This window comes from Sphingobacteriaceae bacterium GW460-11-11-14-LB5, assembly GCA_002151545.1.
Lineage (GTDB): Bacteria > Bacteroidota > Bacteroidia > Sphingobacteriales > Sphingobacteriaceae > Pedobacter.
Genome location: CP021237.1, coordinates 1,339,953 through 1,364,580, shown reverse-complemented (window position 1 = coordinate 1,364,580; position 24,628 = coordinate 1,339,953). Strand labels below are relative to the sequence as shown.

Below are 24,628 nucleotides of genomic sequence, written 5' to 3'. Positions count from 1 at the left end.
TGTCGCTTTTTTTTGCTGGAAGAAATTCCCCCTTTTATTTAAAATCAGGTACAGGGAATACATATCCACCAAATAAAATATACGACCATAACAAGGTCCAGAAGATGTTGAATATTTGCGCGGTAACGAATGTAAATGCGGGCTTACCACCTTGAAGTTTGACCAGTGAGGAAAATTTAGCTTCCATACCAATTGAAATAAATGCGATTGCAAACCACACGGTGCGTAAACCGTTTAAGGTTGGTGCAACACTTTTTGCAGTGGCCGGAGATAACAAAAAAGAAAATACCAAAGATGCCGCCACGAAACCCAATACAAATTTCGGGAATCGTTCCCATACAATTTTCAATCCCGGGCGTTCTGCTTTAATGACTACGCCATCTTCACCCTTAGGTTTTTTATAGGCCCACCAAATTGCAATAAAAAAAGCAGCAACACCAATAAAAACATTTTGCGAAAACTTGGCAATCACACCTGCTTTAACAGCTATTGGTCCAACCAAATCGCCTGCAGCCGTTACCGTTGCCGTTGTGTCTAAGGTTCCTCCCAGCCATGCGCCACCAATTACCTCAGGAATATGAAAATACTTTACTGCCCAGGGTAAAATAATCATCATCGGGATCGCCATGATCAATACCAGCGTGGTTACATAAGACAACTTACGTTTATCACCATTAATAGCGCCAGCGGCAACAATTGCAGCAGAAACGCCACAAATAGACACTGCTGAAGCCAATATCACACCAAATTCATCATCAACTTTTAATTTACGGCTTAACCACATGGAAAAAAACCAGACTACGGTAACGACAATAATTGCCTGTATTATACCCGGTAAACCTGCCTTAATCAAATCGGCTGATAAAATAGTGGTGCCCAATATCACCAAACCTGTTTTAATATAAAACTCCGATCGTACAGCTTCTTTTAACCAGGACGGCAACTTAATCAGGTTACCCAATGCAATACCGATAAGCAATGCAAATACCACATATTCTAATCCGAAATACGATACACTTTTATTACCGCCGATAATAAAGGAAACGATCGCTAAAAAATAAATGAGTGCAAAACCACCAGCAAACCGCGCAACATTGCCCCCTGATAAACCTATCGCTATCGAAGCTAAGGCCATAAAAACGACACCCGTTTCAACAATCAACAATAAGTTAGATGCGGATAATATTTTACCCAAAAGATCCTCACTGTTTGCCCATTTAAATGCAGGCAAACTGATAACAGTACCATTGCTGGTTAAATAAAGTACAGTGGCAATAATAATTGTTCCCAATATAACGGCCCACCAATCTTCGGTAAGCGCTTGTAAAAATGTTTTCTTGTCTGGGCTTATCCCAGCATCGGTTAGGGCTCTAGTAGTATCGGCTGCGTTGTTTCGATTCGACATAGTTGATTAATTTATGATGTTAATTTGATTTCAATGCTAAAAATAATGACGGATATAGCTCCATTTTACTGTAAACGATGCCCAATATCGAACTAAAGTAAATATTCAGGAGGATTTTATCCGTAACAAATATTTGACGTGGTGAATGTTTATCCCTTTAGCTAAGTTTATACCTAAAGCGTAGGGCGTATTGTTTTTAATTAAAAAAGTCGCCAAATATATGGCGACCTCAAAAAATAATTCTGTTTATGAATGGTAATTAGATCTGATGTTATACCATTGGGTCAGACTCACGCTCAAGCCCTTTTTGTTTTTTCTTTCCGATACTTTGTACCATTTCACATTGCTGTGGATTTTTTTCGAATGGAGGGCTAACCATAAAAAGTGTCGCCATTAAGGTTGCCAATCCAACAAGTAAACTGTTGGTCGTGTTATTTTGATGATTTTCCATGATATGGTGATTAAAAAATTGCGGATACATTAACTGCAGAAATTAGCCCTGTTGTTTGATGCTGAACCATACCAATTACTTCCCATTGTTCGGCACCGCTACTCTTAGGAATATTCAGCGCTGCAGTTCCTGATTTTGTATTCTTTAGCGATAGGGTTAAGGTTTTCCGTACGATCTGAACATGAGATAATTTAAGTCCTGCATTTTCCCCACGTTGTACGTGAGTACTTCCGTTTTTTTGTACGAGTGCAAAAACAAGGTCGTCGCCAGCCTGGGTACCTTTCGCCTCGTAATTTATTTTCAATACTTCCCCATCTCTTCTGGTACCGAAGGCTAAACTGGCTGTATGTTGTTGATTCAAAAGCTGTTTGTTAATGGCATTTCTCACATCACTTTCATTAGATCCAATAAATTCCTGAGCGCCGTTAATCACCAATTGAGGCGTATAAACCTGTGCATTTAACCAGGCACTATATTTTTTTTGCCTTTTTGTATTTTCAGGACTAGCAAAAACGTCTTTCCAGCCTAGGTTATCAAAATAATCGACATGATATCCAAGCACGTACACCGCTTTTCCTTTCGATTCTTTTTCTATTTGGGCCAGTAAATCTTCTGCTGGCGGGCAGCTTGAGCATCCTTCAGAAGTAAATAACTCCAGAACGGCAAAACCTTTTCCATTAACAGGCTGTTCCGCTTTTTTTTCACGGGCTGATCCTACCCAAATAAATGCACTGAGCGCTATTATCCCTACAATAACCACATTTACGATCGCTATTCTTTTTAGTGTTTTCATAATTTCTATTCTTTTTTTATCAAAAATAAGCGCGTAGCATCGCTGAAATGAGCTGGAAATAGCTGAACCGGACAAATTAATGGAAGAGCTGGACAGGGAACAGATAAACAAGACAAAGGCGCAGCAGCCTGAAATTAAAAAGGCTTGAAAACAGATACCTGCTTCAAGCCTTTTCAACACCGTATCAGGGATATGGTATCCTCACCTATCTTCCATCCACGAAAGAAAAGCAGGTGTTTTTTCCTTGTTAATCAATAATTTATCAGGGGTTTCAATCACCAGTTTTACAAATAACTTTCTTAAGAAATAATGTTCAATTTCTTTAATGGCTTTAAAATTTACCAGATATTGGCGGTTAACCCGGAAGAACTGTTTAGAAGATATCAGTGCTGTAATCTGATCAAGCGATTGACTTAGGGCAAACTCCTGCTTATCGAAACACATAATGGTTGAAGCATCATTTCTGATGTAAAAGAAAGCAATGTTTTCGGTTTGAACAGTGGTATATTTCTGGTTTTTAAACACTAAAAAGCTCTCTTTTCCAGCCGGACTATTCAATTTGGTTAATAAATTGCTTAAATCGGGGATTACCTTCTGCTGAAAAAAATTCTGAAGGCCATCTACTTTTTGAAAGGCTTCCTGAATATCTGTTTTAGAAAATGGTTTTAACACATAATCTACGCCGTTTCGTTTAAAAGCCTCCAGGGAATATTCATCAAAGGCGGTACAGAACACAACGGGACAATTAACTTTAACCTGTTTAAATATTTCAAAACATAATCCATCTGCCAATTGAATATCCATAAATATCAAATCGGGTTGCGGCTGTTCTGTCAATGCTTTTACCGATCCCTCAATACTCTGGTACTGCCCTATTATTTTAACATCGGGCCTCAGGCTCAGGATTATATTTTCGAGTGATTTAGCTGTTTTCAGCTCATCCTCAATGATGATGATGTTCATGAATTAATGGGAGTTTAATTTTAAAAATCTGGCCATCATTACTAATCTCAATTGGTTTTTCGAGAAGATGCTGGTAGCGTAGTGTGATATTTTTTAGCCCCACCCCTAATGAGTTGTTACCGGCTATTTTTAAACGGATAGGATTTTCCAAAACAATTTGCCCATCGATAGCGTACAAACTGATCTGCAAAGGTTTATCCAATGAAACAACATTATGTTTAATACAGTTTTCGATTAACAGCTGCAGCGTAAAAGGAGGAATTAAGGTCTGTAATACTGCTTCATTTAAAGTAGAGGTAAAGATGAAACCACCATCAAACCGTGCTTTTTGTAAAAACAGATAAGCATTCAGTATTTCCATTTCTTCCGACACGTGAATCAGGTCTAATTTACGGCTCTCGAGGGTATAGCGATAAAAATTAGACAGTTTGAGGATAAAATCAACCGCCTCTTCATCGCCAATTTCTACCATGGCTTTTAGGGTATTGAGGCTATTAAAAAGAAAGTGTGGATTAACCTGCTGCTTTAGCAATTCATACTGCGCACCCAAACTGTCACTTTTAATTTTCTCCAGTTCCATGTTCACCTGCTGATTTTCGTAATTTTGCTGTAACAGATGGAGGAACATATAAAAAATTAAATTGATCAATATCCCCCTTACCTCCACCATCAACATCACCGGACCGAAATTAATGTGCGAAAGAATCAATTGCTGAATCCATGCCAGGCAAAGCATCACCCCAATACCAATTAAAAGACTTTTAAATAACCTGGAGTAGGAAATGCCTTGTTTGCCCGGCCGGCTGCGCTTTCGCGACAGCATATAAATATTCAAATACCACATCAACAAGGCAAATACCGAAGTAATGCCCGCATTTACCGCAGCTTCGGCGGCATTAAAATGATGCTCTGCTATTTGAGGAACAGAAGATAAAAGTCCAAGAAAAATGGAACTTACCCAGATAATAACAGGCGAAATCTTTAAAGGGCTTTTAGTCATGTTCGTTTTTAGCCAGGCCAATTAAGGTGGGTTGGGATAATCAAAAATAATAATTTATTACACTTAAATTTAAAGAATATGACGACTTCGTTTTAAGCTAAGCCACATCATTCTCTTCATTTTTCACCTAAAGTAACCACCCCAATCTTATAGTTAAACCATTTCGAACCTGAACCAGACAGATTCGGTATTGAAATAGACAATATCAGGTTTAGATTAACAGAAAAGCTATTTTTTTATTTTAACAATTTTGTTAAACAAAAATATTAAAATATTTATATTTGCAAACGAATTGTTTAGCATTCAATAATAAAAGACATGAGTTTAATCATCAGATCGCTTAGTTATACCCATCCTGATGGAGAAAAGCTTTTCCACGAATTAAATTTAACGCTTGGCAAAGGTGAAAAGGCAGCCCTGGTTGGGCTTAATGGCATGGGAAAATCGACCTTGCTACAGCTTATGGCAGGCACCATTTTGCCTACGTCCGGAGAAATTATGCTTTCTGAAAGTTGCTGGTACGTGCCTCAACATCTTGGACAATACGATCATCTATCTATTGCTGAGGCTTTAAAAATAGATGTAAAGTTAAATGCAATGCAAGCCATCCTTAACGGAAGTATCGATCCGGTTTACTTTACTGATCTGGATGATGACTGGGAAATTGAAGAAAAAGCAGAAATGGCCCTGACGAAATGGGGCCTTGGACATTTTAGTGCTCATCAATTCATGGGAAGTTTAAGCGGTGGCCAAAAAACAAAAGTATTTCTTGCCGGTATTGAAATTCATCAACCCAGGATTATTCTTCTTGATGAACCCACTAACCACCTGGATACAAACAGCCGCAAGATGTTATATGATTTGGTTACACAACATCAGGCAACAATTTTGACCGTTAGCCATGACATAACGCTATTAAATCTCCTTCACAAAACTTTCGCCCTTAGCCAAACAGGAATAGAGGTTTTTGGTGGCAATTTCGACTTTTATCTGGAGCAAAGACAAGAAAAAGTTAATGCTCTGCAAGCCAAACTCGAAGAACAAACCAAAACGTTGAAACAGAGCCAGCAAAAGGCCCGCGATATGGCTGAGCAACGTCAAAAAAAGGAGGCAAAAGGCAAAAGTGCGGGACAAAGCAATTCGTTACCCCGTATTGTTGCGGGCAGACTTAAAAGTAAAGCAGAGCAAAGTACAGCTAAGGTATTGGATGCTCATCACGAGAAAATATCTGGCCTCGCTGAGCATATCAGGGAAACCCGATCGCAAATACAGCAATACCAGGCACTGCACATTAATATAGCGGCTTCTCATCTTCATCATGGTAAGATTCTGATTGATGCGAATAACGTTAACTATGGTTATCATGGCAACACTTTATGGGAAGCGCTAAGCTTTCAGGTAAGATCCGGAGACCGTTTGCATATTGAGGGCGATAATGGTGCAGGAAAAACCACCTTGCTTAAGATGATTACAGGAGCCATAGAACCTACAGAAGGTCAATACATGAGCCCGGATTTTTCATATCTTTATCTCGATCAGGATTATACCATGATAAAGCCCGACCTCAGTCTTTACGAACAGGTGCAAAAATATAATCATGATGGATTACAGGAACATGAACTAAAATCGTTGCTTATTTATTCACAATTTAGTCAGGAGATGTTTGATAGAAAATGCATAGGATTAAGTGGCGGTGAAAAAATGAAACTGGCTTTATGTTGCCTGGCAATAAGTAAACAAGCGCCTGATATGCTTATCCTCGATGAACCCACTAACAACCTCGATGTTCAGAGTTTGGAGATCTTAACTTCAGCCGTAAAAAACTTTACAGGTACGTTATTGGTTATTTCGCATGATCAGCATTTTATAAAAGAAATTGGCGTAACCAGCCAGATCAGTCTCACTAAAAACAGCCTTCATCTATAAAAAATGCCACTTAAAAATACAGGTACAGAACAACTGATAAAAGACACTGCTAAAAAGATTTTGTTTGCCGAAGGCAAGCTTCATGCGACCACGCAGGAAATAGCTGATGCCGCTGGTGTAAACAGAACGGCGCTTCACTATTATTTTCGTTCCCGAGACCTGTTAATTGCAGCTGTATTTCAGGAAACCATGCAGGGACTAAGCAAACGCCTTAACGAAAGTATGGAATCTGAAAAACCTTTTAAGCAGAAAGTTGAACACCTGATAACGGTTTTTTTAGAAGACATGATCGCTTTCCCCTATCAGGAAACATTTTTGGTAACTGAAATTAATACTTTGGGTAAAGAACTTATGGGCAATATCCAAACAAATCCGGTTAAGCAATTTTTAAAAGAAGTACAGCAGGAAATGGAAAAGGGTACGATCGTAAAAACCGATCCTGCACATTTTTTAATGAATCTTTTTTCGCTCCTTTCCTATCCATTGATGATGGCCCCATTATACCAGCAATTGTTCCAAATTACCGTTCAGGATTTTAATGCATTAATGTTAGCGCGCAAGAAAGTAATTATGCAGCTGATTTTTGGTTTATAATATTGACTGAGCGATTTTAAGTAGATGATAGCGCTCAGAATATCGTTATGTCCAACTCGATTGGGAATCACTTAGTGTTCAATAATCATCATACAATACGCTTTAAGATTCCAGCATGCGCGGGAAAGACGACCGCCTTATTGGAATCTTTCAATGATAGCCTGTCGAAGGACAATGTTTTCACGCCCATACTTAACCTTTAACTTCATAACCTTAGCTGAGCCGATTACTCCTGTCCTGCTCAGGCTCAACAATGTATAAGTCAAAACCTAATTTGTCTATTTCATCCCGAAACGGCTAATCACCTCCTGCTAATCGCATTAATTTTGACATACCAAAGCAGGTAAAACCTTAATTGTCAACAAATTTTAGCACGATGGAAAATCAAAATAATTACAGCCGCAGGCGCTTTTTAAGTGTAGCCGCACTAACTGTTGCCGTTGCAGAACTTGGAGGATTAAACCTTTTAAATGCGCAGGAAAATGTAAAGAAGACATCCGGCAACCCTACATCGCACAGCAATGCATCTTTCGATGCCATAAAGCAGATTCAGGCCGGCGTATTAAACATGGCTTATGCAGAAAGCGGACCAGCAGATGGTGAACCCGTTATACTGTTACACGGATGGCCTTATACCATTCATAGTTATGCAGATGTAGCAGCTTTGCTTTCTGCTAAAGGCTACCGGGTAATTGTTCCACACCTTCGCGGCCATGGCAATACACAGTTTCTTTCGGCTAAAACGCCAAGAAATGGACAACAATCGGCCATTGCAGCAGATATTATTGCCTTCATGGATGCCCTAAAAATAGATAAAGCCATAATTGGTGGCTTTGATTGGGGCGCAAGAACGGCCAATATTATGGCTGCATTATGGCCTGAGCGTTGTAAAGCAATGGTTTCGGTAAGCGGATACCTTATTGGAAGCCAGGAGGTAAACCAAAAACCATTGTCGCCCAAAGCAGAATTATCATGGTGGTATCAATTCTATTTTGCAACCGAACGCGGCCGTTTAGGCTATGAAGCTAACCGAAAAGATTTCGCCAAACTGATCTGGCAAAGCGCTTCTCCGGAATGGAAATTTACCGATGCCATTTTCGAAAAATCAGCAGTTGAACTCGATAATCCAGATCATGTTGCCATTGTCATCCATAATTACCGGTGGAGATTGGGGCTTGCAGAAGGGGAAGCACAATATGATAAATACGAAAAAATACTAGCCACATTTCCAGTTATAACCGTTCCGACCATTACGCTCGAAGGTGATGCCAATGGTGCCCCACATGGTAATCCTGCTAATTATGCAGCTAAGTTTACGGGCAAATATGCACACCACAATCTCGATGGCGGCATTGGACATAATCTTCCTCAGGAAGCACCCCAGGCATTCGCAGACGCCATTATACAGGCAGCTATGATGGCCTGATAAAAACTAATCATCTTAAAAATTCAAATATTCACAATAAAATTTCAAAAAAATGGAAAATCAAAATGCAATTGAATCGACAAATACTTTAAATGTAGTTATCAACAAAGTACTTTATACCGGAAAAGTTCATGTAAGCGGTGGCCGTGAGGGCTTTGCCAAAAGTAGCGATGGTTTGCTTGATACCGCATTGTCATCTCCTGGCAGTGCAGGAAAAGGAACAAATCCTGAGCAGTTATTTGCTGCAGGCTGGGCTGCATGTTTTATTGGCGCAATGAAACATAATGCACCTCAACTTAAAATTGCCCTTCCAGCAGATGCGGCAATTGATGCAGAAGTTGATCTGGCTTTGGCCGACAGCGGCTTTAGCCTTCAGGCAAGATTAAATGTAATTTTACCCGGACTTACTTACGAAGAAGCCAAAACAGTAGTTGAAGCTGCGCACCAAACCTGTCCATACTCTAAAGCTACCCGTGGCAATATCAATGTACAGATCAATGTAGCGATATAACCTACAAAATAAAGCAGAAAAGCACCATGGATTTAAATCCACGGTGCTTTTTTAATTTATAAATTTAATGCTCTTGCTATACAGGTAAAGCGGTTTCGCGTTTTGCCTGCGTAATTACAAGCGAGCTGTTAAGTGTACCTATATTATCCAAACGACCAAACTTATTAATTAAAAAATCGTTATAAGCGATCATATTTCTTGCCACAACCTTTAGCATAAAATCAAACCCTCCTGTAGTATGGTAACATTCCAGTACTTCATCGAGTTTACTTACCTCCTGCTGAAATAACCTGAAGGTATTAACAGAATGGTTGGTAAGCTGAACCTGCAAATAGGATATCATGCAGTTCTCAAATTTATTCGGATCGATTAATGCCACTACCGAAGAAATGAATCCTAAACGTTCTAAGCGTTTTACACGTTCCTGAATGGGCGATTTTGACAAATGCAGCATCGCAGCCAGTTCCTTATAGGTTAGCCTTGCATCTTTTTGTAATAGTGTTAAAATATCTCTGTCTGTTTGGTCAGGGGTGTATAATTCCATTATAGTGGTTAGTCTATTTATCTCTTTTCTAGGCTTAGTTTATAATGAATATCCAAATATATAAATACTCTCTGTTAAACCCTTAAGCGGAGCACAAAAAAAGAACAAAATTTTGGCAAAAAGTATAATTAAAACTACCAACAGAATTAAATTCCGCAAAAAGTTATTCAACAGGACATTTTCCGTATTTACCAGCCACCTTCGTTTTAATTGTCAATGCGACAGATATTTGTTTAACGAATGAAACAACTGCGAGAAGCAGTGCGTTGATTTAGTTTAGTTAATGATACCAAGAGCGCCAGCGCGATGCCGGCGCTTTTGCTTTTTAGATATCCTACCATTATCCGGTGAAATCTGTGATAAAAACCTCCCAAATCGAATAATCTTTAAGCGCTGGTCTTCCATTTCCAATCTTCTTACAGCAAGATAAAATTCATCATGCTGAAAAATCCGCATCATTTTTTTTGGAATATTCAATTTTTAGTATTTACTTTGAAATACAAAGCACTTTACAAAACATAGAAATATGAAGCAATTTATTCATAAGGCTTATCATAACTTGCAAATCACCATTATAAATCAGAAATGATGAATACCGAACAGCAAAAATTAAGGTTACATTCAAAAACATACGTCAGCATCATCATTATTGGACTGGCCATCAGCGGATTAACTGCATTTCCGTTAGAAACCGAAATGGCTTATCTGGTTAAGTATATTGAAATTTTACCGGTGAGTCTTCAAACCTGGCTTGGAGCCGTTTATCAAGCCCTTAAAGCGACCAATCTGCAGTATCCTTTTTTAAGTTATGGCACCGATTGGCTGGCATTTGCCCATATCATGCTGGCCATACTTTTTATCGGGCCATTAAAAGATCCTGTAAAAAACAAATGGGTAATCGACTTTGGTATGATCTGCTGTATCGCGATTATTCCATTGGCATTAATTGCCGGAAACATCCGTCAGATCCCTCTATTTTGGCAATTGATAGACTGTTCTTTTGGTATTTTCGGAATTGTCCCGTTAATATTATGCCGCATTAATATTAAAAAAATTGAAATATTAGCAGAACATTACGGATTATGGACTTTGTAGACAAACATTCTATCGTAAGGAAAATATGGGGTAATACAGATGTTATTCTTTTTATTTTCGCCGGTGCTGCAGCAGAATTTAGCCTGAATAAAGCTGTTGATTGGTTGTATTTTACGGGAAAACTGCCTAAAGATCCGTTGGGAAGATTATTTTCGACAGTAGCCTATGCTCAAAAAATCGTATTTTCTTCTGTAACCGAAGCAACTGCTGCAATAGATCAGATTACCAAAATCCATCAGCATGTTGAAGCCGGAAGAAACGCTAAAATTCCGGATTGGGCCTATAGAGATGTTCTTTTTATGCTGATTAGCTATTCCATCAGCGCTTTTGAAGTGCTGGAAAGAAAACTCACCTTAATAGAAAAAGAAGAAATATTTTCTACTTTCTATAAAGTTGGGCACCGCATGGAAATAAACGGACTTCCGAGTAATTTTGCAGCGTGGCAAATGATGCATGAGCAACAGCTACAGGAGAATTTAATTCACAGTTGCTTTTCGCATGATCTTTATGATCAGTATAAAAAACACCTTGGTTTTCTAAGATATTCATTAATGCGAAAAATACAAGCACTGATCGTTCCATTAAAAGTGAATGAATTACTTAAGCTCGGAAATGGAAAAGCAATTACACCAGTGCTTACTTTATACAAAATAAGCCGGAAACTGAAGGTAAATAAACCTTTAAGAAACCTGATTCTACCAGCAGCATACAAGGCACAGATTTTGGGCCTTGAAGCTGTTGAATAGCAAAAAGAAGTTGTATACGTCAATATAATTTTGTCATCCTGAGCCTGTCGAAGGACCTGTTATTACGCTTTGAGGGGTTTCGACAGGCTCAACATGACAGCATTTGAGGTGAAATCGTCATTATGATACAACTTCTTATTTATTTTCTATTTCCAGTCAAATGGGAGTACCCAATTGGCCGGATCCATTAATTTCTGTCTGGTAAGGCTGGCATTAGGATTACCTGCTTTTAAGAGTTTTTGATAAATGCGATCTGCTAAAAAAGCCGGGTTGTTCTGCCTGCGGGCAATCCGAACCAGATCTGGCCAGCGGTTACCTTCAAAAGCGAGTTCCAGTGCAGCCTCATCGATTAATTTACCTTCCAAGCCAACCATATCCGTCTGGTAACTGACATCAATTGCGGTTACTACTGCCCTGCCCCTAATGCCACAGTTACGGTACCAGGTACCTGAAACATCGTTATTTTTTCTGGCATCGAAATAATAAGGCGAGCTTTGCGGATAAGGCGTAATCATGGTATTTAACTCCGCTACCGAAACAGGTGCCTGTGCCCCAGCGGTAAATGTACCTACATAATAAGTATTTCTGATTCCTGTGTTTAACAATGCCCAGCCTAATTTGGTTTGTCCGTCTCTGTTGGCCGCCTCCGAAAAACGAAGATGCAACAAAGGTGCCCTGTAAATGCCCCATTTCCCGCCGTTATCAGTAAGTTTGGTAATTTCATCACCCATGGCAGAAGCATTGAACGATAATTTGCTTCTTGGATCGAAGGGAACACCACCGTAGGTCATCTGGCTATTCCAAAGGTCTTTTATGGCTTGTGATGGCTTAATCTGATAGCTTTTAAGCGGCGAACATAAGTCAATCATCGGATTTACAGGTTTAAATGCCGTATTGTAAGGCATAGACCAAAACCATTCTGAACTCCACGCACTTGATGTGGTTGGTAAGCCAAAAATAGCCCTCCAGCCTGCATCTAAACTATTGATTAAACTGGTCGGATCTTGTCCGCTTCTGCTAAATAAGATGGCTAAATTGGCATAAGCCGGATCTCCGGAGTTATTGATCTTATAAAAATTAAACCTAAAGTTATCATTCCCGTTATTGTTTTCGGCATTCATCAGCTTCGCATAATTTTCTGCTGCCTTGATGTAATTTCCTTTCCACAAATAAAGATCACCTAATAAAAAGGCTTTTGAAGCAAATAACTTTTGAGTACTGTTAGCATCAATGGTAACCAGCAGCGATGTTCCTGTTGGGTAAGCATAAGCTTCCTTATAAGGCAGGCTTTCGTTAAAGGCAATTAATTTATCCAATAGCTGGTCGAATGGTGTTTTCGGGTAATTGGCCAGGTTTTTTAAATCATCTACCGTTTCGATCGCATCGGTAATATAAGGTATGCTACCGTACTGGATACCTAAATGCAGATAAATCCAGCTTCTTAATGTAGCAATATCAGAGTAACGTTTGTTGTAATCGTCCACACTCATCCGACGATCATCAACCATCATTTTAAAGTTTTTGAGCACATCGTTACAATTCACAATTACCTGATAATATGGTCTTGGGTCAACATATTGATTGTTTTTTGTTTCGGTATGTGCTGATAGCTCCTGCAGATCGGTACTTGATTTCGAAGTAACATCCATTAAATCACCCCGGAGCTCGTTCTGAAGGATGTAGAGTTTTTCCAGTCCCAAAAACTGGCCATAAATACCTATAACCGCAGCATCTGCATCAGATACCGTTTTAAATGCATTTACACTATCCAGTTTATCTTCTGTTGGTACATCGAGCATTTTTTTGCAAGACCAGGAACCTGCCGATAAAATACCCAATAACAAAAGGGATGCAATTTTTTTATTTAAGTTCATTTTCATGAGTATATCTTTCTTAATTATAATCCAACTCTAACACCTAGCTGAAAAGACCTGAACTGTGGCTCAAGCGTGGTATCTACGCCCTGACTAAATAAACTTCCGGAGTTGCTAAATTCTGGATCATAGCCTAAATAATTGGTTACGGTAAACAAGTTATTAGCCGTAGCATAAATTTTTGCGTACTTAATGGCTTTCAGTTTTAAAGGCACATTATAGGTTACATTAACCGTTCTCAAACGTAAATAAGAACCATCTTCTATCCAGCGATCAGAAAAACGGGCATTCCCAACCGGATCGCCATAAGTCGCTTTGGGTATTGTTGTAATTTGTCCATCACCTTTCCACCTGTTGTTGATATTTGGAGTCTGGTTGTAATAAGTACTTCCGGATTCTAACTGTGACCTGGTATAATTATAAACATCATTACCACTAACAAAAGTGATCAAGGCATCTAAACTCCAGTTTTTGTAAGTGAAGGTATTATTCAAACTTCCGAACAAACCTGGATTTGGGTTACCAATAACGGCGCGGTCGGCATCATCAATGATCTTATCGCCATTACTATCGACAAACCTAACATCGCCACCGGTAAAAGGCACCAGCGCTCCTGAACTGTTGCGGCTAGATAAACCCGAGGCCGCAGCCTCTGCATTGGTTGCATATACGCCATTGGTTTTGTAACCATAAAACTGATTGGCCGACTGACCAACCTGACTGATATAAGCACCACCTGCATAACTGGTTATAACTGAATTTCCATCCGGCAAACTGGTCATTTTATTGCTCGATGTACCAATGGTTAAACCCGCATCCCATTTTAATTTTTCATTCAGAATCCGGCCGTTCAGGGCTAAGTCTAAACCATTTGTTTGCATGCCGCCATTATTGCTGATAAACGAAGCTGTACCGGTAACCACACTCAGCAATTGATAGCTTAACATATTTTTGGTGCTGTTTCGCCAATAATCTAAACTGATGTTTAAGCGTTCACTAAAAAAGGAACCATCTATACCCGCATTAAACTTGCGTACGGTTTCCCATTGCAGGTTCGGATTGGCGAAATTGCCGGTTACAATCCCCCTAATGCCCAATACATTCTGAGAAGTATAATATTTTCTGGCGGTATAATTCCCCACATCATCATTTCCAACTAAACCGTAACTCATTCTTAATTTCAAAAGGTCAACACGGTGTAAATTGCGCATAAATTGCTCCGAAGAGATCACCCAGGCAGCACCAATGGCGGGCAAAACAGCATAACGGCTTCCATTAATCCGAAAACCATCGTCGAAGTTTAAGAAACCCTGACCGGCCTTTGCGCCAAAACGTGAAGAACCATCAACAGCCATCGAAAAGTTAACCAGGTATTTATCAGCGTAACTATAATTGGCAGACAGGTAATTGTTCAGCGTACGCCATTTCCCAATATCACCACCAAATGTTCTAAAAGCGGCATTACTGTTCCCAATGCTAATTAATTCGTCTGTTGCAGAGTTAAAACCTAAAGCATAATCCTGCTCACTTTCGCTCTGTGAGTAACGCGTACCTACAATTGCATGTAACTTGCTGTATAAACCGAAAGACTGATCGTAAGTTAAACGTAGATCGTTAAACACATTAAAAAACCTTCCTACCTGTGTACCTAAACGGCTATCGCCCACATAATTGGAAAGTGTATCGTTGGTTACCCCTTTTCTTGGAATAAACAGTGTTTCCTGTGTTTTATCGTAAGTTACCCCACTTAGGTTAGATAATTTAAAGTTTTTGTTGAAAGTAAAATCGAAATTAATGTTACCATAAAACCGATAAGCCTTTTTCAAATTTTGTCCTTTTTCGATCAAGGCTCTTGGATTACTCACTTGTAAAGTATCGTAATCGGCTAAATTAGGTGAAACGGCTCCGGCCGAATTTACTTCATTTCTGGCCATAAAAGGCGATTTAACCAAAGCTAAAAACAGCGGATTGGTTACCGGAGCAATGCCCTGGTCTTTTAAACGCTGCTCGGTATAAGTAAATGATAAACTGGTGCTTCCCTGCAATTTTTTAGTCAGGTTTAAATCGCTGTTAAAGCGCGTGCTGTATTTTAAGTTATCGGTACTATCAATCACGCCCCTGTCTCTGGCATAAGCAGCAGAAAGTGCGTACTTGGCAATATTATCACCCCCGGTAACCTTTAAAAAATAATTCTGATCGAAACTGCTTTTTAATACTTCATTCTGCCAATTGGTTTCGTTGTGGTATTTAAAATAATCGGTATTCGCCGGGCTATCGTTCATATATGGTTTTGCGGCGATAGCACTATTGCTCAATCCCTGACTTTTTAAGATATCTGAAAGGTATAACCTATAATCAGCAGCCCCCATTACAGGCAGGTTTTTAGGTTTGAAATTAAAACCAGCATATCCGGAGAAATCGATATTCGTGGCCAGATCGTGAGCACGGTTGGTGGTTATTAATACCACTCCATTTGCCGCTTTCACCCCATAAGTTGCTGCCGAAGCTGCATCTTTAATTATACTGATGTTTTCAATATCCCTAACATCGATAAACTGGAGCGGGTTATTAACATGACCTTTAATTAGCGAAGTACCATAGTTATTGGCGTCGAAAATCATTCCATCCACCACATATAAAGGCTGATTGGTGGCGTACAAAGAGTTAAACCCTCTGATGAGCACATCGGCACCTACCCCAGGTGTTCCTGAACGCCTGGTCACTTTAACACCTGCTGCCCTGCCCTGAATGTAACTCATTACACTTTCAGAATTGCTGGCCCAGTTGCCTTGCAAACTCACATTACTGATGGCAGGGATTGCCCTTGCCTGAGAAACCGTACCTAATGGGGTTAGCACCTCGTTGTAAACAGAGGTAAATGACAAAGGGTAAAGTTTGGTTCTAATTTCTTTGTCTTTGTAAACGGGTAGCACCTTGGTTTGGAAACCATTACCTGAAATAATAATACTGGCTTTATAATCGGGTACAACTACAGTAAACCTGCCTTTTTCATCAGTAATGGCGGCATTAAAACCAGTAACGGTAATATTGATACCCACTAAAGGTTTATTGGTATTTCCATCGAGCACAACTCCCCTTATTTTTTCGCCCTTAACGGCGCGGGCTTTTATTTTTACGGTAGTGGTATCTGTTTCGGTTTTCATCGAATCTACTTCCTGTGCCTGTGCCGCTAAGCCAAACACCAGTAAGCAAAGTAACATGCCCCAAACTTTTTTTATCGTTGTAAAATTATACATAGTATTTTTTTTGAAAGCAAGATTCATAATTAAGGTAAAACTGGTTCGAAGCGGAGATAATCCAGTATGAGTGTACTTACATTTACATTCGTACTGTTTGCAGCGGTTAACCTCACCTGAAAATTACCAAAGTCTGCAGGCGTATATTCTCCTAAATAGGTTTCGCCATAGGTTAAGGGATTTACCAAATGCGTATAAAATAAAGTATAACTTAAGGTGGTTGGATTATAAAAAAAGTAACGCTGCGTAAATGCCGCCACCTGCGGATCGCCGGGTAAACCAGAAATGGCCCTGGCATACACTTTATATTTGACCACCGGCAAATTGGCTTTGGTATAAAACACCCCAAATTCGGCATACTTATGGTCGTAAACCTCAATATCGTTAAAGGTTTTCCCTAAATTATCGAGTTTAGTACGGTATAAAATCGTTCGTGCAGCACTAACAGACAGCGGTTTTTCCCCTTCGATTTTAAATTCCTGTACTTTATCCTTCAAACGGAAAGGCAGTGCATTAACCACATGCACGATTCCATTGCTGGCACGGTAAGAACGGACAATATTGGCCTTATTGATTGGCACTTTTACCCCTTTTAATGAGATAAGCGTATCTGGCAATTTTTCAATTGGGTACACGCCTTTTATGGTTAAATCTTTAACCAGAAAGAAAGAAGCATTTAAATTCGGATTGATACTTGGATAATAGCTAGAAAGTTTTGCTGATTCGGCTGTAAAGGCGGCATCCTGTAATATGAAATAAGTGTACTGCTGACTTTCGTCTCTCAGATCGGCCACATTGACCCAGTACGTATTTCTAGATACCATGGGCGGATTTGGTGCAAAAATTGGATTACCCAATACATTATAACCAATTACAGTAGCGTTTGCGGTATCGATAACGGTAACGGATAGATTATTGATGTAATTTTTTTGCAAAGCACCATCCGTGCTAGAGAGCATATAATCCCAAATATTCTGTTTGGCCGGAACTGCCTGATCTACGGTATACAATACCCCATTTTTCACAAACTGGCCAGCGCCGGCAACAGTACCTTCTTCAAATTTCGTGCTGGTAAAAACACCAAACTTATTATTCAGTAATTTTAACCTGGTGGTATCGCCTATTTTATTTAACGGATAAGTAGATAATGCAATGTGGTTGGCTACAAAATCTTTCAATTTTGCGGGATCAGAAACAATTGCAGCATCTAAATTGGCTAAAGCCTGATTGGTTGGGGCCCAAACCGTATAATTTTGCGCACTGGCAAGCACTTTATCATAACCGGTTGTTTTAACATAACCGTTAAAAATGCTTACGTTGGCCTGAGCATCAAGCTTTTGCGCAAGATCTAAGCTGTTATCTACATTGGTAAGCTTGTTATGCAGTTCCAGGTTATCTTTACAGGAATATAAAACTGTAGTGATGCTGAGCAGGGCAACGTATATGATATATTTTCTAGTCATTATTTATATTTTTAGTTCTATGGCTCAATTCGTTAAGGGCGTTTGTAAATCAGGCCCGACGGACTAAATCTTGGATAGTTCTGGTCATCATCAATTGGAATAAAGTGAATCATATCCATATTCATAATTCCGCTTCCATTACCGCGCAGTGTTGTAAACCTTACCCAGTGTTTATCAGTTGTTTTAATATCAACCACACCAGCCAGTTTCCCGACCATAACCGACCATAAGTTATTTTGTGAGATGGGCTGTAAACCATTTACGCCATTGCTTACTTCAGCAGTTGTAGCCATATAGCGTTTAAAGCCATTGGTTAACATTAATCCATCTGCAGAAGGCAAAGCCGCATTGGCGGTAGGCACCCCGGAACTGGTTAATGTTTGTGCGAAATCGACCAGATTGGGTAGTAACTGCTCTTGAGGTGTACCCACATCTACCCCAACCTGTGTAAGTGGTCCAGAGCCATTGTAGGTATAACAGATCCAAACTTTGTATTTGCCTTTTACCAGCATAGGGGTTCTGATTTCCATCCAGATGGAACGTGCCGTATTACTGGTGGTTGGGTTAAATTGAATAACATCTCTATTGGCATAACTCCGCCCATCAGATGCACCTATCGGGGTTGACGACACGGCATAAACAGGGCCGATTGTGCCCGACCGGTAAGCATCTAGCCTGATGCCCGCGGTAATTAATTTTCCATTTTGCAAGAGCTGGATGGTTTGTCCGGGTGCACGCCAGGCTGCCAGTAATTTTAATTCCGGCTGATCGCCAATATCGAAGAAAACGCCTGTAGGTACCCTTGGTTTAATTTTGTAAAAACCTTTCGATTCGTGTAAAACCCCATTTGAGGTAGTCACATTACTAAACGTTCTGTTAACTTCTACTCCTGGTTCAATCACCCCATTAAATTCATCATCATTTAATAAAACTTTCGTTCCCAGTAATTTGGTGGTTATGATTTCACTCGGCACCAATGTTGCCAATGAAGGCGACGAAACAATATCAGGGGTATAACTTGCGCCTGTTGAAATATGATAAGCCACATACATCCACAAACTATCGGCATGGCTTTTCGGATTACCTGTTTTAGAAAGTTTGGCTTTTAAAGCGGCATAATTGTTAAAACCTGCGGCTTGTAATGCCGAATCGGATTCGAGAATTACGGTCTGAAAACGGCGTGTAGTATCAGGAATTACAGCTTGTACATAGTTTAACGAGTCGTAAAAACCGGTTTCTTTTAAGGCCTGGGTAAAAATGCTGTATCTGTTATTACCTTCAATGGTAGCAGCCAGTGTTTTAGTTGAAGGGATTAACACATGATCGATAACATGGATAATGCCATTCCCAACCCGAACGTTCGACTGGGTAATCAGGGCCTGTTTGTTGATAATAAAGCTACTTATACCATCTTTAAAAGTAACGCCCGTTTGCAGGTACTGACCATAAAGGGTAATCTGCGTTAACTTACCATCGGTAAATTTACCTGTGGCCACGGTATCTGGCAAAACGTGGAAACGAACAACATCTTTCAGTTCTGCAGCTGTTAATTGATCGACTGCCGTTTTATTCAAACTTTTTAACCAATTGTTCACTGCATTATTATCGGGGGTAAACATGGTGTATTTACCATATGCCGCCAAATAACCCTTTGTACCAGATCTTTCTAAGATTTGGGTAAACAAAGAAAATTTATCAGGATTTTTCTCCAGAAACCCGGTAATATTAACATCATCGGTGGTGGTTAATGTTAAACTTTCTCTTTTACAGGCATTAATCACAAAGATTACAAATGCACTGAGTATAACCAAATAGGTAATTTTGCGGAGGTCTAATTTCACTTTCATATCACTTATTCTATTTAGTGTAAAATGGATTTTGTACAAGATTAGGATCGGTAAATAACTCGCTCTGATAAATCGGCAGGTAATGGCTATTGGGATCTCTAAATTTGGTAATGGCCGATTGCTGAAGCGTAGGCGATACGGTTTTTGCAGCAATATCTAACAGGATATCAATGCGGCTGTAGTTATTGCGTTTGGCATGGCGTAAAAGATCGAACCATCTTTTACCTTCAAAAGCAAATTCTCTGGCACGTTCGGCCAAAATATAATCGCACAAAGCTTCAGGTTCTGAAGGATCTACAGTAGCCTTTGTGGCATTAACGGCATTCCGTCTTAACCTCAGTTCATCAACCAGCGCCAAAGCTTCTGCACCACCCCCGGTTAAAGCCAAAGCTTCGGCTTTAATCATCATAATATCCGAATAACGGTAAGCCTGCCATTTTACATAAGATGGATTTTCGGTACCATATTTTTGGATGGTAAAAGCCGAATTGTAGTAAGAAGCCGCTCTGATATCATAGTTATTATCCGGATCAACATCATCTGCAATAAAGATTTCGGTGCTCAAAAACGGAGAGCCGATAAAACGTCGTCGGGTATTTACCAATAAATTATAAAACGGATTTTCAATCGCCTGATCAAATTCAAATATGGTTTCGATGGATGAACCTTTAAAAAACACATTATTGTACCAGCCAGCTGCACCAACCAGGGCAAACCGTTGCGAGCTGATGATTTTATTACACTCGGTAATACAATTTGGATAATCTTCCATCCACAGGTACACATCGGCTAACAAAGCATTTACGGTAAATTTGGTTACCCTGCCCTTATCTAACCTTGTGCTGCCATAAGTGGTAACCGCGCCTTGTTCTGCTTTTTTTAAGTCGGCAACAATTTGTTTTAAAATATCAGCCTGTTTGGTTTTTGGCAGATCCTGTAAATCGGTATCTTTTACGGTAGCGGTTAATTTTAATGGTACATCCCTAAAAGTACGCAACAGGTAAAAATACATTAAGCTTCTTAAGGTAAGTGCTTCTGCCACGTAACCGTTTAATGCTGCATCGGTAAAAGTGGGGTCGGTACCTTTAACACCAGGAGCAAAATCTAGTACAGTATTGCAATAATTAATGGTACGGTAAAATGCTGCCCATTTTGCAGTGGTATTATCCTGGGTAATATTTACATTGATAATATCCGTTTCTTCGGTTGTAATGCTGGGCCCGCCCGCAATCATATCTGCTCTAAGCTCACCATACATAAACATGTATTCCAATAAAGATTTATCAGAAATACCCGGAGGCGGCGCCAGCAAAGAGGCATAACAGCCAGAAACTGCTGCTAATACATCTTCTTTCGTTTTCCAGAACTCCTGTCTGGTAATCCCATCTCTAGGTTGAAGATCGAGCCATTTGTTACAGGAGCTGCTCATCACCAGCATCAATAATAAACAAGTGCTATATATAATATTTTTCATCAGTTTTGAATTAAAAGTTAGCAGTTAAACCGAAAGTGATTGTCTTAATTGGCGGTGTGGTAGAATTATCGATCACCGTGTTCGACCCATTTAACTTAATTGGCACCTCAGGATCCTGCCCCGTATACTTGGTAAATGTTAAAATATTCTGCACGGTAAGGTTGGTGGTAAGTGATTTCATCCCCAATCTCTTCATAAAGGTTTTGGCAAAATCGTATCTTAATACTACCGAGCTCAACCTTAAAAATGAGCCATCTTCAATGTACCGGTCAGAACCTAAAAAGTTATAACCCGTAGCATACATGGCCCTTGGCATGTCGGTAACATCTCCCTCTTTTTTCCACCGGCGCAATACGGCTGTACTTTGGTTATTAAAGCCGTACATATTGGTGGTATTAATTTTAGTACCGTTAATAATGTCGTAACCGGTGCGGAAAGTGAAGTTAAAACCTAAACGAAGGTTTCCGTTGATGGTGAGGTTAGATCCAAATCCTCCTGTTAGTTTCGGGTTACCATTACCCAGGTACACAATATCTTTATAATCGATATTCCCGTCGTGGTTAATGTCTTCATACATGGCATCACCCGGCTGGAAAACATAATCGATAGATGGATAAGCAAAACGCATGTAAATTTTATCGCCATTCGGTCCAACAATCTGGTTTCCATTTTCATCCAATGCAACTGTTGCGTTTTTATCAGGATATACCCCTTTAAACTTGAAACCATAAAACGAACCGAAAGGATTATTTTCCTGCACAAATACCTTGTACACGTTGTTACTGGTTACTTTAGCCTTATTCTCTCTTGGGTATAAAGGCGAAACCTCGCGGATGACGTTTTCGTTATGTGCAATATTGAAAGAGAGATCTAATCTTATTTTTTTCTTTTTGATCACCGTAGCATTCAGGTTTACTTCCCAGCCCTGGTTATCCATGGTACCCACGTTCATATCAACACCGCCATAACCGTTATAACTCGCTACCTGTAAACCCGGATAAAACAGATCGGTAGTGCGTTTACGGTATAAATCGAAATCGATATTTAAGTTTTTAAAGAGATTTAAGGTAATACCCAGATTGGATTGGGTAACGGTTTCCCACCTTAAATCGGTTAATTCCATATTGGTAGAATACACCCCGGCGTTATCCAGGTAACTGAAACCGTAATTCTGATAAATATTAAAGTAAGAATAATCGTTACGCGGAACGTTTCCACTTTTACCATAACTGGCCCTTAAACTAAAATCGTCGACATATTTATTCGCCTTTTTCATAAAAGGTTCGCCGGATATCCGCCAGCGACCAGAAACTGAAGGGAAAAGACCATATCGGTTAGCCGCACCGAACCTGGAATTACCATCGCCCCTGATACTCCCATTGATGATATAACGGTCTAAAAATTTGTATTGAACGTTAGCCAATAAACCTACCGACCGGGTTTGACCTAAAGATGAGGTTGCAGAACCGGTATAATTGGTACGGCTATCAACCGAAGGATCGGTTAAATAAGATGATGCCGTATTGGTTGCAAACAGGTACTGGCCTGTACGACGGCTATCTTCACTATCAAAACGTAAAAAGCCAATAATGTCGTGTTTATCGTTCAGTTTGGGCGTGTAAGCCAAAGTCATACTGGTATTCATGGTAAAAGAATCGCCATCAGCATCTGAAGCCGTATTCACCACCGATTCGGTATAAGGACGGCCTGTTGCAATTTGAGGCAGGAAGGTTTTTACCTTGGTATTGTTAATATTCACCATAAAACTTCCGTTCAGGCGTAACACACTTGGCAAAATTTCGTACTGCAAACTAAATTTTGGTGTAATACGCTCGCCCAATTGGTGATTACTACCTGCCGATGCCATGGCCAATGGATTAAAAGTACCGGCATAAGCACCTTGTGCGGTTGCAGCAGGGCTGAAAAAGTTTGAAGTTAAATTGCCATATTCATCGTACTCATAAATACTTTGGTTAGGCATTTTGGTATAAGCAACATCTCGAACGCGGGTATTAAAAAGTCCGTTCTGATCGATATGGGTATAAGAAATATCCGAACTAAACCTGATTTTATTCGACACCATATAATCTAAGTTTACCCTTGCCGAAACACGGTTTAAATCGGTGCCAATGGTTGTACCCGTTTGGTTAAAATAATTTACCGAAGCACGGTACCGGGCTTTTTCACCACCTCCTGAAATAGAAAGGTTATGGTCCTGCAGGTAACCTACCCTGGTAATGGCCGATAGCCAATCGGTATTGTTGCTGTAGTTATAATAATTGTAGGGATCATTCGGATCGTATTGAAATTCTTTTGCATATTCTGAGGTAGAGAACTGGCGGCCTGCGTTATAATATTCTTCCAAAATAAGCGAAGAATACTGGTTACCATCCAACATGGGGATGGGACTTGGCTGTTTAGAATACGAACCTTTAAAGTTATAGGAAATAGCCGGCGGACCAATCGAACCTCTTTTTGTGGTAATGATTAATACACCGTTTGCTGCCCTCGATCCCCAAACGGCTGTAGCCGCAGCATCTTTTAGCACACTAATTTCTTTAATATCAGATGGGGCAATATTTAATAACTGACCATAATTGTTCTCATCGGAGGTGGCAAAGTTAAAATCAGAAGGAATGGTAATATCGTAAGGCATCCCATCCAATACGATTAAGGGATCGGTAGCACCATTGATGGAAGATGTACCACGGATGCGGATCTGCATCGGTGCGCCCGGATCGCCTGTACTGGCGGTAATATCAACACCTGCCATACGACCTTGCAAAGCCTGATCGATTGATGCCGACTGGAGGTCTTCAAGATCTTTGGCATCGATGGTAACCGTAGCCGAAGTCTGGTCGCGTTTATCGATCGTCATTCCACTTCCGTTGCTCGTTTTAGCCCTCGAAACAATCTGAACTTCATCCATTTGATTATCAGATGCTTCCAACTGAAAATTGATCACGGCTTTATCGATATTAACCGGTGCCGAAGACTTATAACCGATGTAAGAAACCGAAATTCTATAGGTCTTATCTGCTACCGGTAAAGTGTAATTTCCATCAATATCTGTCGAAACACCTTTAATTACCCTTTTGTCCTTATCAACAATTACAACAGATGCACCAATAATAGGCTGTTTATCTTTTTTATCAATAACCTTTCCCTTTACATAGTTAATTTGTTGTGCGTAGCTTAGGGATGATACCAACAAACAGCATAGTAAAATAAAAAAACTATAATTATATCTTTTAGTCAT

Annotated in this window: 19 protein-coding genes; 6 read left to right on the top strand and 13 right to left on the bottom strand. The window is 39.8% G+C overall.

Annotated features, from left to right (window positions below; genetic code table 11):
- Positions 1-34 precede the first annotated feature (34 nt).
- From CA265_05625 to CA265_05605, 5 genes are all read right to left on the bottom strand, one after another.
- Positions 35-1,405 (bottom strand): sulfate transporter, encoded by a 1,371-nt coding sequence (locus tag CA265_05625; protein ARS39178.1) that lies wholly within the window; start codon positions 1,403-1,405, stop codon positions 35-37.
- Between the two features lie 271 nt (positions 1,406-1,676).
- Positions 1,677-1,856 carry a hypothetical protein gene (locus CA265_05620; protein ARS39177.1) on the bottom strand — a complete coding sequence of 60 codons (180 nt, stop codon included), beginning with the start codon at positions 1,854-1,856 and terminating at the stop codon, positions 1,677-1,679.
- Positions 1,857-1,866: 10 nt separating this feature from the next.
- Positions 1,867-2,649, bottom strand: a complete 783-nt coding sequence (locus CA265_05615; GenBank protein ARS39176.1) for a hypothetical protein — start codon at positions 2,647-2,649, stop codon at positions 1,867-1,869.
- A 201-nt stretch (positions 2,650-2,850) separates the two neighbouring features.
- Complete coding sequence (locus tag CA265_05610; GenBank protein ARS39175.1) at positions 2,851-3,612, bottom strand: DNA-binding response regulator; 762 nt, start codon at positions 3,610-3,612, stop codon at positions 2,851-2,853.
- A complete protein-coding gene (locus tag CA265_05605) occupies positions 3,593-4,612 on the bottom strand; it encodes a histidine kinase (GenBank protein ID ARS42898.1) in 1,020 nt (339 codons plus the stop codon). Before CA265_05605 ends, CA265_05610 begins: the two co-directional genes overlap by 20 nt.
- Positions 4,613-4,930: 318 nt before the next feature.
- On the opposite strand from CA265_05605, the gene CA265_05600 reads away from it, so the two are divergent.
- The 4 genes from CA265_05600 to CA265_05585 all read left to right on the top strand — a co-directional run bounded on the left by CA265_05600 (position 4,931) and on the right by CA265_05585 (position 9,069).
- Positions 4,931-6,538 (top strand): ABC transporter ATP-binding protein, encoded by a 1,608-nt coding sequence (locus tag CA265_05600; protein ARS39174.1) that lies wholly within the window; start codon positions 4,931-4,933, stop codon positions 6,536-6,538.
- A 3-nt stretch (positions 6,539-6,541) separates the two neighbouring features.
- Positions 6,542-7,132, top strand: a complete 591-nt coding sequence (locus CA265_05595) for a TetR family transcriptional regulator (GenBank protein ID ARS39173.1) — start codon at positions 6,542-6,544, stop codon at positions 7,130-7,132.
- A 376-nt stretch (positions 7,133-7,508) separates the two neighbouring features.
- Positions 7,509-8,558: an alpha/beta hydrolase gene (locus tag CA265_05590; protein ID ARS39172.1), complete on the top strand. Its 1,050-nt coding sequence runs from the start codon at positions 7,509-7,511 to the stop codon at positions 8,556-8,558.
- A gap of 52 nt (positions 8,559-8,610) precedes the next feature.
- Positions 8,611-9,069 (top strand): peroxiredoxin, encoded by a 459-nt coding sequence (locus CA265_05585; protein ID ARS39171.1) that lies wholly within the window; start codon positions 8,611-8,613, stop codon positions 9,067-9,069.
- Between the two features lie 76 nt (positions 9,070-9,145).
- Here CA265_05585 and CA265_05580 read toward each other — a convergent pair whose 3' ends face one another.
- Both CA265_05580 and CA265_05575 read right to left on the bottom strand, forming a co-directional pair.
- On the bottom strand, positions 9,146-9,613 hold the full coding sequence (locus CA265_05580) for a hypothetical protein (GenBank protein ARS39170.1): 468 nt from the start codon (positions 9,611-9,613) through the stop codon (positions 9,146-9,148).
- Between the two features lie 276 nt (positions 9,614-9,889).
- The gene (locus tag CA265_05575; GenBank protein ID ARS39169.1) at positions 9,890-10,090 is read right to left on the bottom strand and encodes a hypothetical protein; all 201 of its coding nucleotides are present in this window, start codon (positions 10,088-10,090) and stop codon (positions 9,890-9,892) included.
- A 108-nt stretch (positions 10,091-10,198) separates the two neighbouring features.
- Here CA265_05575 and CA265_05570 point away from each other — a divergent pair, with 108 nt between their 5' ends.
- The gene (locus CA265_05570) at positions 10,199-10,708 is read left to right on the top strand and encodes a hypothetical protein (GenBank protein ARS39168.1); all 510 of its coding nucleotides are present in this window, start codon (positions 10,199-10,201) and stop codon (positions 10,706-10,708) included.
- Entirely contained in the window at positions 10,696-11,454 is a 759-nt protein-coding gene (locus CA265_05565; protein ARS39167.1) for a hypothetical protein, read from the top strand. Before CA265_05570 ends, CA265_05565 begins: the two co-directional genes overlap by 13 nt.
- Before the next feature lie 146 nt (positions 11,455-11,600).
- Here the strand turns inward: CA265_05565 and CA265_05560 are convergent, their stop codons facing one another.
- From CA265_05560 to CA265_05535, 6 genes are read right to left on the bottom strand one after another with little or no spacing between them, the layout of a single operon-like run.
- On the bottom strand, positions 11,601-13,328 hold the full coding sequence (locus CA265_05560; protein ID ARS39166.1) for a hypothetical protein: 1,728 nt from the start codon (positions 13,326-13,328) through the stop codon (positions 11,601-11,603).
- A 23-nt stretch (positions 13,329-13,351) separates the two neighbouring features.
- Positions 13,352-16,585 (bottom strand): SusC/RagA family TonB-linked outer membrane protein, encoded by a 3,234-nt coding sequence (locus CA265_05555; protein ARS42897.1) that lies wholly within the window; start codon positions 16,583-16,585, stop codon positions 13,352-13,354.
- Positions 16,586-16,614: 29 nt separating this feature from the next.
- Positions 16,615-18,048, bottom strand: a complete 1,434-nt coding sequence (locus CA265_05550) for a hypothetical protein (protein ID ARS39165.1) — start codon at positions 18,046-18,048, stop codon at positions 16,615-16,617.
- 32 nt (positions 18,049-18,080) lie between these two features.
- Positions 18,081-19,895, bottom strand: coding sequence for a hypothetical protein (locus CA265_05545; protein ARS39164.1), 1,815 nt, complete (start codon positions 19,893-19,895; stop codon positions 18,081-18,083).
- A 10-nt stretch (positions 19,896-19,905) separates the two neighbouring features.
- Complete coding sequence (locus CA265_05540; GenBank protein ID ARS39163.1) at positions 19,906-21,369, bottom strand: hypothetical protein; 1,464 nt, start codon at positions 21,367-21,369, stop codon at positions 19,906-19,908.
- A 10-nt stretch (positions 21,370-21,379) separates the two neighbouring features.
- Positions 21,380-24,628 (bottom strand): SusC/RagA family TonB-linked outer membrane protein, encoded by a 3,249-nt coding sequence (locus CA265_05535; GenBank protein ARS39162.1) that lies wholly within the window; start codon positions 24,626-24,628, stop codon positions 21,380-21,382.